Genomic DNA, 13,734 nt, shown 5'->3' on the forward strand with positions numbered 1-13,734 from the left:
CATCACGAATGCCTCAGATCCGTTAGAGACTCCTCAAGAAAAGTCACACTTAATGTATTCTTCAGCTATCAGCTGCTCGATCCGGATGCTCAGAAACAACCTCTGTGCAAAGGGCTGATGGGATAATGGATTAATGGGATAATGGGGTGATATGTAGTATTCTTTTTTCGATGTTATATTGCTGTTTGCCCTTTTGCCTTTATGCTGGAGAAGGGGCGATAGTAAGACAACCATGACCATTCATCAAAAACAATCAATCCAAATTGCTGTTGTTGGAGACATTCATCAACTGTGGGAAGCGGAAGATGCTATAGCTCTTGAGCAGTTGGGTGTGGATCTGGTCTTATTTGTCGGGGATTTCGGCAATGAGGCGGTGGATATAGTCCAGATGATTGCTGCTATTGACCTACCCAAGGCGGTGATTATGGGAAACCATGATGCTTGGTATACTGCCTCGGAATGGGGAAGGAAAAAGTCTCCTTATGACCATGAAGTAGAAGATAGGGTACAGCAACAGTTGGACTTACTGGGGTCAACCCATGTGGGTTATGGTTACCTTGACTTCCCAGATTTAAATCTCTCTGTAGTTGGCGCTCGCCCTTACAGTTGGGGCGGGCAGAGTTGGCGCAATAAGAAGTTTTACAGGGAACAGTATGGCATTAATAGCTTTTCTGAATCCGTTGAACGCATTTTAGCAGCAGTGCGTAGTGCGGCTTACGAAACGGTAATCTTGATCGGTCATAATGGTCCGACGGGACTAGGTGAGCAAGCAGAAGCTCCCTGTGGTAAAGACTGGTATCCTACTGGTGGTGATCATGGGGACCCGGATTTGGAAGATGCGATCGCAAAAACCTATTCCTTGGGTAAAAACATTCCCTTAGTCACCTTTGGTCATATGCACCACATCCTCAAGCACACCAAAGACCGACTACGAACTAGGATTGTTACTAGTCCGGAAGCCACTGTATACTTAAATGCAGCTAGTGTACCTCGAATTATCGAAACCGATACAGACCGATTGCGGAATTTTTCGATAGTGTCTCTCAAAGGCGGTATAGTGGATCAAGTATCCCTGGTCTGGGTGGGTAAGGATTACTCGGTGGTATCTGAAGAATTACTGTACCAGGCTTCTGAGGCTTTACTGGTATAAAACAAAGTTTTATAACTTTGTTTTTAACTTCCTAGAGATAGTCGCCATCCTGGCCAAGGATTGTTAATATAGATTTGCCCGGAGAGGTGGCAGAGTGGTCGATTGCACTCGACTTGAAATCGAGCGAGCCGAAAGGCTCCGGGAGTTCGAATCTCCCCCTCTCCGTTTTGAATTTGTTTACAGAAAAAAGTTGAAGGTTGACCGTCAACCCTCAACTTTTTTCTGTTGATGGAAAGGGCTAGTAGGGAAGGTAGGTTGAAGTAGGTTCAGTTGGTAGGCACTGCCCACCCTACGATTCATGACAATGGTGCCAGATCTCAGTTTATGTAGGTTTAGTTGGCTGCATTGCCAATAAATCCCAGGACTAGGCTGTCTGGAGCCAGGAAATGACTCAAATGATAAGCCCGTTCTTCAGTCTTGAGCAAGATTTTCTCATAGAGATAGCGGGTGGCGCGATCGCCCAGGCTTTCTGCTTGAGCGGCTTGACTGCGTACTAACTGTATGATTGACTGCTCAGCTGCTAAGTCATGCTCTACCATCTGGCGAGAGTTGTAAACTCCATCAGATTCAGGAGTGAAGCAGCACAATTCAGCTAATTTGGCAAAACTAGTAGCTGGAATTCCTCCTAGTCCATTCAAACGCTCTCCTAAGTCATGGACATGCTCTTGAGCATCGTCGTAGCTTTCTTCAAAGAACTTATGTAAGGAGTAAAACTCAGCTCCTTCCACAACAAAGTGGTGCTTTTGATATTGCAGGTACAACCCTTGGAAGCTGGCTAAAGCTATGTTTAATCCTTCACAAACTGGGGTGGTAACGTTTTTTTCCAGCAAAATTGGATTGTCAGCAATTTCACCAAAGGAGCGTAGTAGACCCTGAGTTGTAGACATAATAGTGTTCTCCTCTTGTTCTCATTAAGTGTGCCTTATTGCCAGGCTTTTAAGTAGGCTAACACATATCATCTTATTTAATCTAGACTCCCAAATGTCGCTAATAACACAATTTTTAACTTTTTCAGAACCTCTATTGACGATTATTTGTGATAGATTAGTTGAGATATATTTTTGATTAGCCACGACTCTGTGAACGAGATTTGTCTTGGTAAAATCTGCTTAAATCCAGCACAATATAAATATTCAGTGCATAAGGATGGCAATTTTTAAGGTTGATTAAAGAAAAACAGTTTTCCTAGAGGTAAATAACTATGTCTAAGTTGAAAGAGCCAGTCTCAGAGTTTAGTGTAGTAGGACAGTTATTAGACTTTGTCATTAAGGATGGCTATAAAATCAAGTATTTAAGAATTACTGTTTCAAATATCGAATATTGGATTAAGTTATATAAACCTCTGAGAAAGAGCTTGGATCCAGCGATTATCCCTGGGGCGTGGATTGAAGTGAGTGGCACCAGCAAACTAAAGCGCAAAACTGGGAAACTTAAACTGAAAGCCTATGAGGTGAGCCTTGCTGCTCACCCCCACCAGCAGCCAACAACTGTTTTGGGAACCAAAACTCCGACCCGCAAAGCGAGTATTTTAGTTTGTCAGAAATCCAGTTGTCGGAAACGGGGGGGTAAAGCGGTCTGTAATGCGATCGCATCGAGTTTAAAGGACCATGGTTTAGAAGACCAAGTCAAGATTAAAGAAACTGGCTGCCTCAAACAGTGCAAACATGGCCCTAACCTAGTGATGATGCCAGACAAAGCTCGCTACAGGGAAGTGGCTCCCCAGCAAATTCCCACCCTGATCGAACGACACTTTGTCGGAAGTTAGCTCATCAGTGGACTTCCGTGATGATGCACCAAATACCAAGAGCCAGCCATAAGCTCAAACGTATTGGTTGCTATTGATTCTGCCTCAATCCTTCTACCCTTGCTCACTTGCAACACTTTTTCTAGCACAACAACGTAGGCAATAGTTTCCCTGACTTCAGTAGCAATAATCTCTGGTTCAATTTCCAGGTATTGGGTATTCTTGAATATCATTTCCCAAGATGAGCTAATCTCCCGCCAACCTTTGATTACATCACGTCCGGGGTGAATACAAAGACTACCAGTGCCTTGAGACCAGACCTTACTCATGGCTTCAATGTCCTTTTTCTCAAAAGCTCTATAAAACGCTGTGTTGGCGGCTAATACGTCTGTGCGATCGCTACTCATAGTTTTTTGTTGAGTTTCACAATTGTGAATATATTTAATTATATATAGTGAAATATAATTAATAACATCTTAAGCATTCAGCAGTCAGCGGTCAGTGGTCAGTGGTCAGCGGTCAGCGGTCAGCGGTCAGCCGTCAGCAGTCAGTGGTCAGTGGTCAGTGGTCAGCCGTCAGCAGTCAGTGGTCAGTGGTCAGCTGATTTTATTCAAAAGCTGAAAGCTGAAAGCTGATAGCTGAAAGCTGATAGCTGAAAGCTGAAAGCTGAATGCTGAATGCTGAATGCTGAATGCTGAATGCTGAATGCTGAATGCTGACCGCTGAATGCTGAATGCTGACCGCTGAATGCTGAATGCTTACGGATTGCGCTCTTGGAGCCGTATCATAAATATGGGTGAGATTATCTTAATGGTGGCATGGAAACAATTTGGGAACTCGATTTTTACTCCCGCCCAATTTTGGACGAAAATCAGAAGAAACTTTGGGAAGTCTTAATTTGCGAGAGTCCTTTGGACATCAACCTCTCACCTGAGACACTGTTTCAATACGCTAGTTGGTGTCCCAACCAGCAGGTGAATTCAATTTGGTTGGGGCAGGCTTTGGCAGATGCGATCGCAAAAGCTCAACAGCCACCAACCAAGATTCGCTTCTTTCGGCGTCAGATGAACAATATGATTACCAAAGCCTGTAATGAGCTGAATATTCCAGCTCAACCCAGCCGTCGCACCTATGCTTTGGAGCGATGGTTAAAACAAAGGATACAGGACTTTTATCCCAATCAACCAGGCTATGACCCCGCCGCCGCTGCTTCCTCATTTGTCCGTTATCAATCCCCCATCCCTAAACCACTACCCGATGCCTTGCAGGGACAGAAGTGGGCAGTTGTAAGTCTACAAGCCGCTGCCTTTGAGGAAATGAACGAGTGGGAGATTGACTTTGGTGAAGCCTTCCCGGTCTCGATCATGGACATTGCCCCAGAAACCCCCATTCCCGGTCTGATTATATTTTCCCAACGAGCCAAACCCCTAGCAGCATGGATGTCAGGTTTAGAGCTATCCTTTGTCAGACTTGACACTAGCGATGATACGCCAAAGTTGTTACTAGAAACTGGTGCCAATGATAGCTGGATTCTCGCTAACTTGACCAAACCCCCAATTCTGGCAGAGGCAAAAGGCTTTGAAGAAGCAAAGCAGAAAGCTAATTTCGTCCATTTTCTGGCCGTACAATCGAGTCCAACGTCAGAACGGTTTGCTGGATTTTGGCTATGCCGGGAGTTATAACGCCAGGCAACAGGCAACAGGCAACAGGCAAAAGGCAGAAGGCAGAAGGCAGAAGGCAGAAGCTAAAAATAAATTGTGAGTAATTTTTATTACCTACTCCCTACTCCCTACTCCCTACTCCCTACTCCCTACTCCCTACTCCCTAATCCCTACTCCCTACTCCCTACTCCCTACTACCTACTCCCTACTCCCTACTCCCTACTCCATACTCCCTACTCCCTACTCCCTACTCCCTGCTCCCTACTCCCTACTCCCTACTCCCTACTCCCTACTCCCTACTCCCTTTGCAATATGAGTGCTGAAACTATACCGCAAGAGCTGCAAGCTGAACAACTGTTAGATTTAGCAGCTAAATCAGGAGCGACTAGTGCAGAGGTTTATCAGTCGCGGACGCTTTCTCGTCCTGTGTTTTTTGAAGCGAATCGGCTCAAACAAATCGAAAGTAGTCAATCGGAAGGCACAGCGCTACGGTTATGGCGAGACGGACGTCCAGGACTAGCAGTGGGCTATGGAGCAGTGGCAGCCCAAGATTTAGTAGACCGGGCAATGGCCATGACTGCACTCAATGAACCGGAATCCATAGAGCTGGCTGATGGTCCTAGCGCTAACTATTCCGACTCACCAGAAACTATACCGATAGAAGAACTAGTAGCAATCGGCTCGGATGCGATCGCATTAATTCGGGATACCTACCCAGAAGTATTGTGTAGCGCTGAGTCGGAATGGGAGTCAGAAACTACTAGCCTCATTAACTCCGAAGGATTACATTGCTCTTATACTGACACAAGCCTCAGTTATTTCCTTGGGGTTGAATGGGTTAGGGGTGAAGACTTTTTAAGTGTCGGTGATAGTACAGAAATTCGATTAAGCCCATCTGAGCCTAAAGAAAGCCTAAACACTAACAAAGTCCTAGACCAAATCTTACAACGCCTCAACTGGGCAACGGAAAATGTCTCTACTCCCAGTGGTCGTGTGCCAATTTTGTTGACCTCTAAAGCAGCGGATTTGCTATGGGGCACTGTGGAAGCAGCCTTAAATGGAAAACGGGTACTTGAAAAAGCGACCCCCTGGAGTGATAGTCTAGGTCAGGTGGTTACCTCAAAAAACCTGACCCTGTTTCAACAACCCAATCCTGAATTTCCCTACAGTTGCCCCTTTGATGATGAAGGCACCCCTACCCAATCCCTCGTATTTATCAGTGAAGGGCAATTGCAACAGTTTTATTGCGATCGCACTACCGGTCGCTTACTGGGAACTGGCACCACTGGCAATGGATTTCGCCCTAGCCTAGGCAGCTACCCAACCCCTGATCTAGTCAACTTACTGATTAAACCAGGCCAAGGGTCACTCAATGACTTAATTGGGCAATTAGACGAAGGATTAGTCATAGACCAGATTCTTGGCGGTAGTGCTGGCATCTCTGGTGACTTTTCCGTCAATGTTGAGTTAGGTTATCGGGTGCAACAAGGAAATATTATTGGTCGAGTCAAAGACACCATGGTAGCTGGGAATGTCTACAACACCCTTAAACAGTTAGTAGTACTGGGTGATGATGCTGACTGGCAGGATAGCATCTATACACCCTCTCTAATTGTGGAAGGACTATCGGTAACCTCTAGTCATTAGTGGGTTAGTGCTCGGTGCTTGGTGCTTATTTTTTTGTAACTATAGAAATTATCCTGGTATTTACAAAGCAGCCACGAATAATCACTAATGAAAATTAACTAATGATCAATCAATGATCAATCCCATTACCCAATGGCTGATCCCCAAAAGAAGTCTTGCCCTTGCCGAAGCCTGTCTGATTGGATTGGTCTCAGGACTCTCAGCAGTATTACTCAAACACAGTATTGGCTGGTTAGGGAGTTGGCGGCTTCAAGCATCTCTGCTCCTACCCCCTAGCTTTGCCCTACCGGCTTTTGGACTCTGCTTAGGATTACTGTGCGGATTCCTGATTGAGTTTCTAGCATCAGAGGCAACAGGTAGTGGCGTACCTCAGATCAAAGGTGCCCTTGCCCGGTTTCCCATCGCGATGAATTTACGGGTGGCTGCGGTCAAGTTGGTCAGCACTATCCTATCTCTGGCGGCGGGAATGACTATGGGACGGCAAGGCCCAACCGTTCATATTGGGGCAGCTTTGGCAGCTCAATTGACTCGTTGGGTACCCACCTCTCCTGATCACCGACGTCAAATGATCGCCGCTGGGGCTGGGGCTGGATTAGCCGCTGGGTTTAATGCTCCCCTGGCTAGTGTAGCCTTTATCTTTGAGGAACTGTTACCAGATTTATCTAATATAACCCTCGGTACTGCTATTCTAGCATCTTTTATTGGTGCCGTGGTTTCCCGGCTATTGGGTGGAGGGACCCTAGATCTTAATCGGGAACTAAGCAACTTTTCCAGCACCTTTTCCGCTCTTGAGATTCCCTTCTATTTGTTGTTGGGGGTGTTAGCTGGATTGCTAGCAGCTTTGTTTAATCAGGGAATTCTGGCCAGTCTGAATTTTTACGACCGCCTTAAGCTGAGCTTGCCATTGCGGATTGGTATAGCTGGGATGCTTAGTGGGTGTATTGTAGCACTGCTACCGAAGCAGTTCCATAACAACAGTGGTTTGCGGGAGTTGTTGCTCAGTGGTAATGTCGGCTGGAAATTTACCTGTCTTGCTTTTCTGGTCTACTTCTTACTGACCATAATTGCCTATGGTTCTGGAGCACCAGGGGGGTTGTTTCATCCCTCCCTAGTATTGGGTTCCGCATTAGGCTATTTAGTCGGCATCGGTGAGTATCATCTGCTCGGATTAGGTGTTCCGATTACCTACGCCTTGGCAGGGATGGGAGCATTTTTTAGTGCTGTTTCCAAGGTACCCATCACCGCCATTGTGATCGTGTTTGAGATGACAACGGACTTTAATCTAGTCCTACCGTTAATGATCACCTGTGTGGTTTCCTACCTAGTTGCCGATCAATTAGCCAAAGGGTCTCTCTATCAACGTTTGTTGGAGAGGAAAGGCTACAGCTTGCCTCAAGTAAAGGTGGACAAAAGAACTTTAGTTGGTTTGAAAGCATCTGACATTATGCAGCGCCGGGTAGAAACCCTAGGGAGTCAGATGACCTTAGATCAAGCCATTCAGACCTTTAGTAACTCTAGTCATCGCGGCTTTCCAGTAGTTGCTCAGGGGAAATTGGTCGGGATAATTACTCAAGAAGATATTGCCAAGAATCGAGACCAACTGCCTGGAAATACCCCTATAAAAGAGGTGATGACTCCACAACCGATAACAGTTAGACACAATGACACCTTAAGCCACGTTCTCTACATTCTTAATCGTTATCAACTCAATCGGTTACCTGTTCTAGAAAGCAGAAAGTTAGTTGGAATCATTACCTTTAGTGATATTATTCGTGCCGAAGCTAACCAACTTAGTGGGGAAAAAGAGCAGCTAGGACCGAGTGCTGATCCCTCCTATGGCGTTTATTATACTCGGGCTCCAGCTACCGGCAGTGGACGGATGTTGGTTCCCTTAGCTAATCCCCAATCAGCACCAGTATTGTTGGAAATAGCTGCTGCTATTGGCCGCGATCGCGACTATGAAATCGAGTGTTTGCAGGTAATACCCATCTCTCGCAGCAGTAGTCCTGCTCAGACAGCAGTTGATACTACCAAAAGTCGCCGATTGCTACGGAAAGCTGAAAGGCTAGGGCGACGCTTGGAAATGCCAGTTCACACCCAAATCCGGATATCCCACGATACCGCTCAAGCAATTCTAGAAACCATTAAACAACGACATATTAATCTGATTTTGATGGGATGGAAAGGAGCACCATCTAATAGTCCTAATCAGATTTTTGGTAATATCATCGATACCTTGATTCGACAAGCTCCCTGTGATTTAGTATTGCTGAAATTACCCCAAGGCAAGGAAGTAGTAGATGATGTTAAATCTGCTAAGTACGGTTCACTAGCTAAGACCTGGAAGCGTTGGTTAATCCCCATTGCTGGTGGACCCAATTCCAGGCGTGCCCTACAATTAATTCCGATACTAGCAACCCTTGCTAAAGCAGAGAAAATCGTAGTAACTCAGGTTTTTAACCCTCAAGCTGGGGAACCTGTAATGACTAGCTTGGAAAAAGCTACCTATTTCCTCAAACAGCAACTCAAAGGTATTAGTAATGTGGTATCAATTCCGATCCGTTCCTATTCTGTTTCTGATGCTTTAATTCGTTTAGCCAAGGCTCAAAAGCATGATGTAGTGGTGATAGGAGCTAGTCGAGAGGGATTATTGCAGCAGGCGATCCATGGCAATATTCCAGAAGCGATCGCACGGGGTGTAGATAGTACTGTGATTTTAGTTAGGGAAGCGCTTCATTAATTAGGGAATCGGGAGTCGGGAGTCGGGAGTCGGGAGTCGGGAGTCGCGTAGGGTGCGTTAGGGGCGGGCTTGAACTAATTTTATGTCTCTTCGGGTCTGGTTGGAACAGCCCGCCCCGTAACGCACCACTGGGTCAAACTATCAGCTATCAGCTTATGCGCTACGCGCACGCTACGCGAACAACTAAAGGCTGATTGCTGACCGCTGACCGCTGACCACTGACCACTAAAAACTGACATTTTATAATTCTATGTTCCAATTTCAGCTATCAATTAAACCAGTAACCATGCTAACCCTTTAATTGTAACTAATTATTACAAAATTTACAAATTGCCTTGACTTTTTTTTGTTTTAGGTTGACAATAAAAGTACCCAATGGTTATACTATAATCATGAAAAAAAAGCCGCGCTTTCTGCCGAGCAAGCGCCAAGCGCGGCTTTCTACCCAATTACAATTGAGGTAATTCTATAATAATGCGAAAAAAACGATTTGTTTATCTTCCCATCGATTACCACGAAGCGATAGAGCGTCTTGAGCAGCTTGCACAGCTTGAACAGAGGGAGTCTCAGGAGGAAAATTCCTATCCCTATCCCATCACCGAGCGCGAGCAAATCCTAATCCGACTGTACAGTTACTGGGAATTGGGTATGACACCGCAACGGTTTTACAATAAGTGGGACTTGAGTCGGGAAGATATGGCTTTAATCTGCTCTTGCTCCGTTCAAACTGTTAATGGCTGGTTTACCACCAGTCGTCGCCATTACCCTCCCACTCCTGGTTACTTGCGCCATCTGGCGATTATGGATTTCTTGTTGGAGGATTTCGAAACAATTCCTAAACCGTTATTGGAGCGATTGTTTTCGAAGGGTATTGAAGGCAGAATGTAGAATTAAGAATGTAGAATTAAGAATGTAGAATTAAGAATGTAGAATTAAACACCTACACAGAATTAATTACCTACTCTCAATTTCTGTAATCCTTACATTGTAAGGCTTTGATTGTTGTAAAATGTGTATTCATTTTTGTGTCCCTGGTTACAAATTCTAAATTCTAAATTCTACATTCTAATCTATTCCCATGGTTTGATTTTCACAATTCAAATAGGGATGCTAGACTGGGTTTAATGTAACCTAAAATGACTCTCCCAGGGTTTGCGACTTTGGGAGTATTTTACTGGCTGTCAATCATGAAATTACTATATTTCATAATAGTTGTCAAGTCTTTTTTTAAGCTTATTGATAATAGATAGCAGTTATCAATTGGGTGAGGTAAATCAGTTGAAAATTTTAGTAAACAGGTAACAGGTAAAAAATCCTGTATACTTGATTACTATCAGAACTACCGTAATTTTGCTAATTTCTTTTGAGCAAACTCCCGCAGTTTAGGATCGGAGTCATGCTCTGCTCTATCCTGCAATAAGGATCGGGTTTGGGAATGGTTAGGATAATATTTCAGGATGGCATTCAGGGCTATTTGTCGAGGATTGACATTGTCATAATGCTGGTCTTGATCACGCTCAAAGGGATCATGGATAGTGCGATGGCATAAAAATCCAAATAACCAAGGCTGATCGTGCCAACCTTGAGCTAACTGTTTAATTGCTGTAAGTCGCACCCTCCAATAACTATCAGAGCGAGCTGATTGTTGAAGTATGGCTAAGGTATCTCGGTGGTCTTTGTAACCTTTAGATAACTGTTCAATTGCTGTACCTCGCACCGACGAATCACTATCAAAGCCAGCTGATTGTTGAAGTAGAGGTAAAGTATCTGGGTGGTTTTTGTAACCTTGAGCTAACTGTTCAATTGCTGTACCTCGCACCGACGAATCACTATCAAAGCGAGCTGATTGTTGAAGTAGAGGTAAAGTATCTGGGTGGTTTTTGTAACCTTGAGCTAACTGTTCAATTGCTGTAAGTCGTACCCTCGAATCACTATCAGAGCGAGCCAATTCTTGAAGTAGGGGTAAGGTATCTGGGTGGTCTTGCCAACCTTGAGCTGACTGTTCTATTGCTTTACCTCGCACCCACGAATTAGTATCAAAGCGAGCCAATTCTTGAAGTAAGGCTAAGGTATCTCGATGGTCTTTATAACCTTGAGCTAACTGTTTAATTGCTGTAAATCGCACCGTCGAATCACTATCAAAACGAGCCGATTTTTGGAGTAGGGCTAAGGTATCTGGGTGGTCTTTATAACCTTGAGCTAACTGTTTAATTGCTTTAGCTCGCAAATCCGAATCAGGATCAGAGCGAGCGGATTGTTGAAGTATGGCTAAGGTATCTGGGTAGTCTTTGTCAACTTTAGCTAACTGTTCAATTGCTGTAAGTCGCACCCACGAATTAATATCTGAGTGAGCCCATTTTTGAAGTAGGACTAAGGTATCTCGATGGTCTTGCCAATGGGTGGCTACTGCTACCACAGCGTTACTATAAATAGTATTACAAATATGATCAATTAAATCTCTTTCATATGATCCATAGTTTCCAAAGGGATCATATAGAGAATAAGGAATTAAGTTTATATTATTTTGATCAATTAAGTCTTTGACGCGCTTCAGTAATTCAGTATCCGTTGATTGAATCTCATATCGATTCCTCACCTCAGACAAACAATCCGCTGCCAGAAATAAATTCTTAAACTCATCCTCGACTCCATCTTGTGCCATCAAATACTCAATAATCTCTTCAGCTTTATTGGAATCAATCATGCCCACAATCAACCTGAGCACTTCATGCCAAGATTCATCTGGCCAGTGCTTACCAAAGACTTCATTTTTCAACTGTTCTAGGGAAATTTCCTGTTTTTTCTCAAATTTCCTGACAAATTCCCAAGCACAGAAATATTCCAAAAATGTCCGATGCACAAAGGCGTAGTAATCGGCTCCCATGAAACATAAAATAAAATTGCGGGTGCGCAACTGATTAATCATTACCTTAGCAACGGCTCTGGGATTAGTAACGTCTCGTAATTTCAGCTCCTCTTTGATAATCCGTTCTAAATCCTCGCCACTAATCAGATTTCCCGCTAATCCTGCTTGATTGCCCTGCATGAAATATGCCACTTTTCCTAGCATCTGTTGCTTATCTTTATAATCGATAGTCTTGGGATCAACACGATTATCTTCTAGTAATGCTCGCTCTACATCCCATTGATAAAGCAGTAACCGAGACGCTTGGTTATAGAGTTCAGAGCGGTCACGAGGCAATTCTTGATTGCGGTTCAGGATTGCCATCATGGTTAGTAATAGGGGATTTACCGCCAGTTGTCGAATCGGAGAAGATGTGTCAATTGCTTTTTGTAAGCGCTCCTGTTTCCTAACTTTATCGGCTTGATTAGTAAAAGTTAACTCATGCCAGTGCTCGATAAAGGTTTGAATTTGTTCTGACTCCAAGTCTTGGAGCATCACATGACGAAATTCAGCATTTCGTAGCCGTTGGGGTTTATAACCAATGACGCGAGATGTAACAATTACTCGTACCTTAGGATAAGTATTCGTAAAGCGATGAATATCGGTAATTACATCGTCTCGTTTGCCTGGCTCAAACACTTCATCCAAGCCATCAAACATCACTAAGACTTTACCAGCCTTTAACTGGTGATGCAGTTGATGTTGATTCAGATGACAGATGGAGCCACTGCTTTGATGGCAGAATTCTAAGAAATTCTGACACTGTCCACTATCGCGATTGCGGATATAGGTGCGTAATTCAATCAGTAAGGGAATTGGTAGAGAAAGGCCAGTAGTCAGATCTGTTCTTGCCCAATTTAATGCTAAATATTGCAGCAAAGTAGATTTACCGGAGCCTGGGTCTCCTAAAACTACCAAATAGTGATAGCCTTGAGAGTCCTTGATCAAATCCAATACCGATTTCAGTGGCTGTTGATAATAATCCTTTTTAGCTCGTTGCAACTCCTTTTGGTCAATTTCCTGATCTAGTTGACCACTCTCTAGGAGTTTTCGATAATAATCCTTAGGCAGTTCATGAATCGCCTCCGGCATCAAGTCATGAACCTCTCGCACATTTTGGGGGATAAATATTTTCCAGAGTTTTAGTTCATTATAGGCACAAGCATTGGTATCTAAACTATCCAAGCCGAGATTACCGTAGCGCTCTAAAAGTGCTTCTTGATAGGTGCTTAAGTCAAAGTCTGGGATAATGCCTGCTGTAGCTTTTGTGTTTTGTGCAATCGCATCCAGAGTTTGGGAATCCCGGATAGGCCGTAACTGATCCGATTCCCGGATGATAGTGTGTACTTGCTTGAGATACTGTCTAGCAATATACTTCCAACGAAATTCTTCCGGTAATGGTAATAACTTAAGCTCAATCCAAGTCTTGGCTAATGTCTCAGTATCTATTTGTTGACAGCCATACTTAAACGCACTTCCTAGGATAGCTTTAATGGATTGGTTTTTAATATACTGCTTGAGGGGTTTAGTATATTGTTTTAATTCTGGCTTGGATAGGTCAGCATCTTCCAATTCTTTTTCAACTAAGGCTACAAATTCTTTTAAGGCTTTACCGAAGAGTTTTTTCTGGGTAGTTTGATCCGATAGTCCAGTATAGTCTTTGATGGATTCTTTGAAAAAGTCTTTGGTGTAGTCTTCTAGAGCTTCTTTGGCTAAGGGACCGATTACTTCTTTAGCGAGATAGCCACCGGCACTAGAAATTCCCCAAACTGCTAACCAATCCAGCATGATATTGGTATTTTTGTGGTTTATTTATCATTATAGAGAAAAGGGAGTAGGGAGTAGGGAGTAGGGAATCGGGAATCGGGAGTCGGGAGTCGGGAGTCG

9 protein-coding genes and 1 tRNA gene are annotated in these 13,734 nt (G+C 44.0%); 7 read left to right on the forward strand and 3 right to left on the reverse strand.

Annotation, left to right across the window (positions count from 1 at the left end):
* The first annotated feature begins 232 nt into the window (after window positions 1–232).
* Together BJP37_RS00565 and BJP37_RS00570 are read left to right on the forward strand one after the other, a co-directional pair.
* The gene (locus BJP37_RS00565) at window positions 233–1,150 is read left to right on the forward strand and encodes a TIGR04168 family protein (RefSeq protein ID WP_075895673.1); all 918 of its coding nucleotides are present in this window, start codon (window positions 233–235) and stop codon (window positions 1,148–1,150) included.
* A gap of 80 nt (window positions 1,151–1,230) precedes the next feature.
* Window positions 1,231–1,315: transfer RNA gene (locus BJP37_RS00570), tRNA-Ser, on the forward strand.
* Between the two features lie 167 nt (window positions 1,316–1,482).
* Here the strand turns inward: BJP37_RS00570 and dpsA are convergent.
* On the reverse strand, window positions 1,483–2,037 hold the full coding sequence (dpsA, locus tag BJP37_RS00575; protein WP_075895675.1) for a DNA starvation/stress protection protein DpsA: 555 nt from the start codon (window positions 2,035–2,037) through the stop codon (window positions 1,483–1,485).
* A gap of 314 nt (window positions 2,038–2,351) precedes the next feature.
* Here dpsA and BJP37_RS00580 point away from each other — a divergent pair, with 314 nt between their 5' ends.
* Window positions 2,352–2,915 carry a (2Fe-2S) ferredoxin domain-containing protein gene (locus BJP37_RS00580; RefSeq protein ID WP_075895677.1) on the forward strand — a complete coding sequence of 188 codons (564 nt, stop codon included), beginning with the start codon at window positions 2,352–2,354 and terminating at the stop codon, window positions 2,913–2,915.
* Here BJP37_RS00580 and BJP37_RS00585 read toward each other — a convergent pair.
* Window positions 2,912–3,301: a nuclear transport factor 2 family protein gene (locus BJP37_RS00585; RefSeq protein WP_075895679.1), complete on the reverse strand. Its 390-nt coding sequence runs from the start codon at window positions 3,299–3,301 to the stop codon at window positions 2,912–2,914. The two genes, BJP37_RS00580 and BJP37_RS00585, sit on opposite strands and share 4 nt — an antisense overlap.
* Before the next feature lie 411 nt (window positions 3,302–3,712).
* Between BJP37_RS00585 and BJP37_RS00590 the strand changes: the two genes are divergently transcribed.
* The 4 genes from BJP37_RS00590 (at window position 3,713) to BJP37_RS00605 (ending at window position 9,830) form a co-directional block, all read left to right on the forward strand.
* A complete protein-coding gene (locus BJP37_RS00590; RefSeq protein WP_075895681.1) occupies window positions 3,713–4,576 on the forward strand; it encodes a Tab2/Atab2 family RNA-binding protein in 864 nt (287 codons plus the stop codon).
* Between the two features lie 291 nt (window positions 4,577–4,867).
* A complete protein-coding gene (locus BJP37_RS00595; RefSeq protein WP_075905626.1) occupies window positions 4,868–6,202 on the forward strand; it encodes a TldD/PmbA family protein in 1,335 nt (444 codons plus the stop codon).
* A gap of 112 nt (window positions 6,203–6,314) precedes the next feature.
* Window positions 6,315–8,942: a chloride channel protein gene (locus BJP37_RS00600; protein WP_075895683.1), complete on the forward strand. Its 2,628-nt coding sequence runs from the start codon at window positions 6,315–6,317 to the stop codon at window positions 8,940–8,942.
* A gap of 474 nt (window positions 8,943–9,416) precedes the next feature.
* Complete coding sequence (locus BJP37_RS00605) at window positions 9,417–9,830, forward strand: hypothetical protein (RefSeq protein WP_075895685.1); 414 nt, start codon at window positions 9,417–9,419, stop codon at window positions 9,828–9,830.
* 451 nt (window positions 9,831–10,281) lie between these two features.
* Here BJP37_RS00605 and BJP37_RS00610 read toward each other — a convergent pair whose 3' ends face one another.
* Window positions 10,282–13,635 (reverse strand): NACHT domain-containing protein, encoded by a 3,354-nt coding sequence (locus tag BJP37_RS00610; RefSeq protein WP_075895687.1) that lies wholly within the window; start codon window positions 13,633–13,635, stop codon window positions 10,282–10,284.
* Window positions 13,636–13,734: the final 99 nt, after the last annotated feature.

Source organism: Moorena bouillonii PNG (genome assembly GCF_001942495.1).
Taxonomy (GTDB): Bacteria; Cyanobacteriota; Cyanobacteriia; order Cyanobacteriales; family Coleofasciculaceae; genus Moorena; species Moorena bouillonii.

Coding starts and splice junctions, on each gene's coding strand:
- dpsA (WP_075895675.1), bottom strand. CDS start 2,037: ATGTCTACAACTCAGGGTCTACTACGCTCCTTTGGTGAAATTGCTGAC.
- BJP37_RS00565 (WP_075895673.1), top strand. CDS start 233: ATGACCATTCATCAAAAACAATCAATCCAAATTGCTGTTGTTGGAGAC.
- BJP37_RS00585 (WP_075895679.1), bottom strand. CDS start 3,301: ATGAGTAGCGATCGCACAGACGTATTAGCCGCCAACACAGCGTTTTAT.
- BJP37_RS00580 (WP_075895677.1), top strand. CDS start 2,352: ATGTCTAAGTTGAAAGAGCCAGTCTCAGAGTTTAGTGTAGTAGGACAG.
- BJP37_RS00595 (WP_075905626.1), top strand. CDS start 4,868: ATGAGTGCTGAAACTATACCGCAAGAGCTGCAAGCTGAACAACTGTTA.
- BJP37_RS00590 (WP_075895681.1), top strand. CDS start 3,713: ATGGAAACAATTTGGGAACTCGATTTTTACTCCCGCCCAATTTTGGAC.
- BJP37_RS00600 (WP_075895683.1), top strand. CDS start 6,315: ATGATCAATCCCATTACCCAATGGCTGATCCCCAAAAGAAGTCTTGCC.
- BJP37_RS00605 (WP_075895685.1), top strand. CDS start 9,417: ATGCGAAAAAAACGATTTGTTTATCTTCCCATCGATTACCACGAAGCG.
- BJP37_RS00610 (WP_075895687.1), bottom strand. CDS start 13,635: ATGCTGGATTGGTTAGCAGTTTGGGGAATTTCTAGTGCCGGTGGCTAT.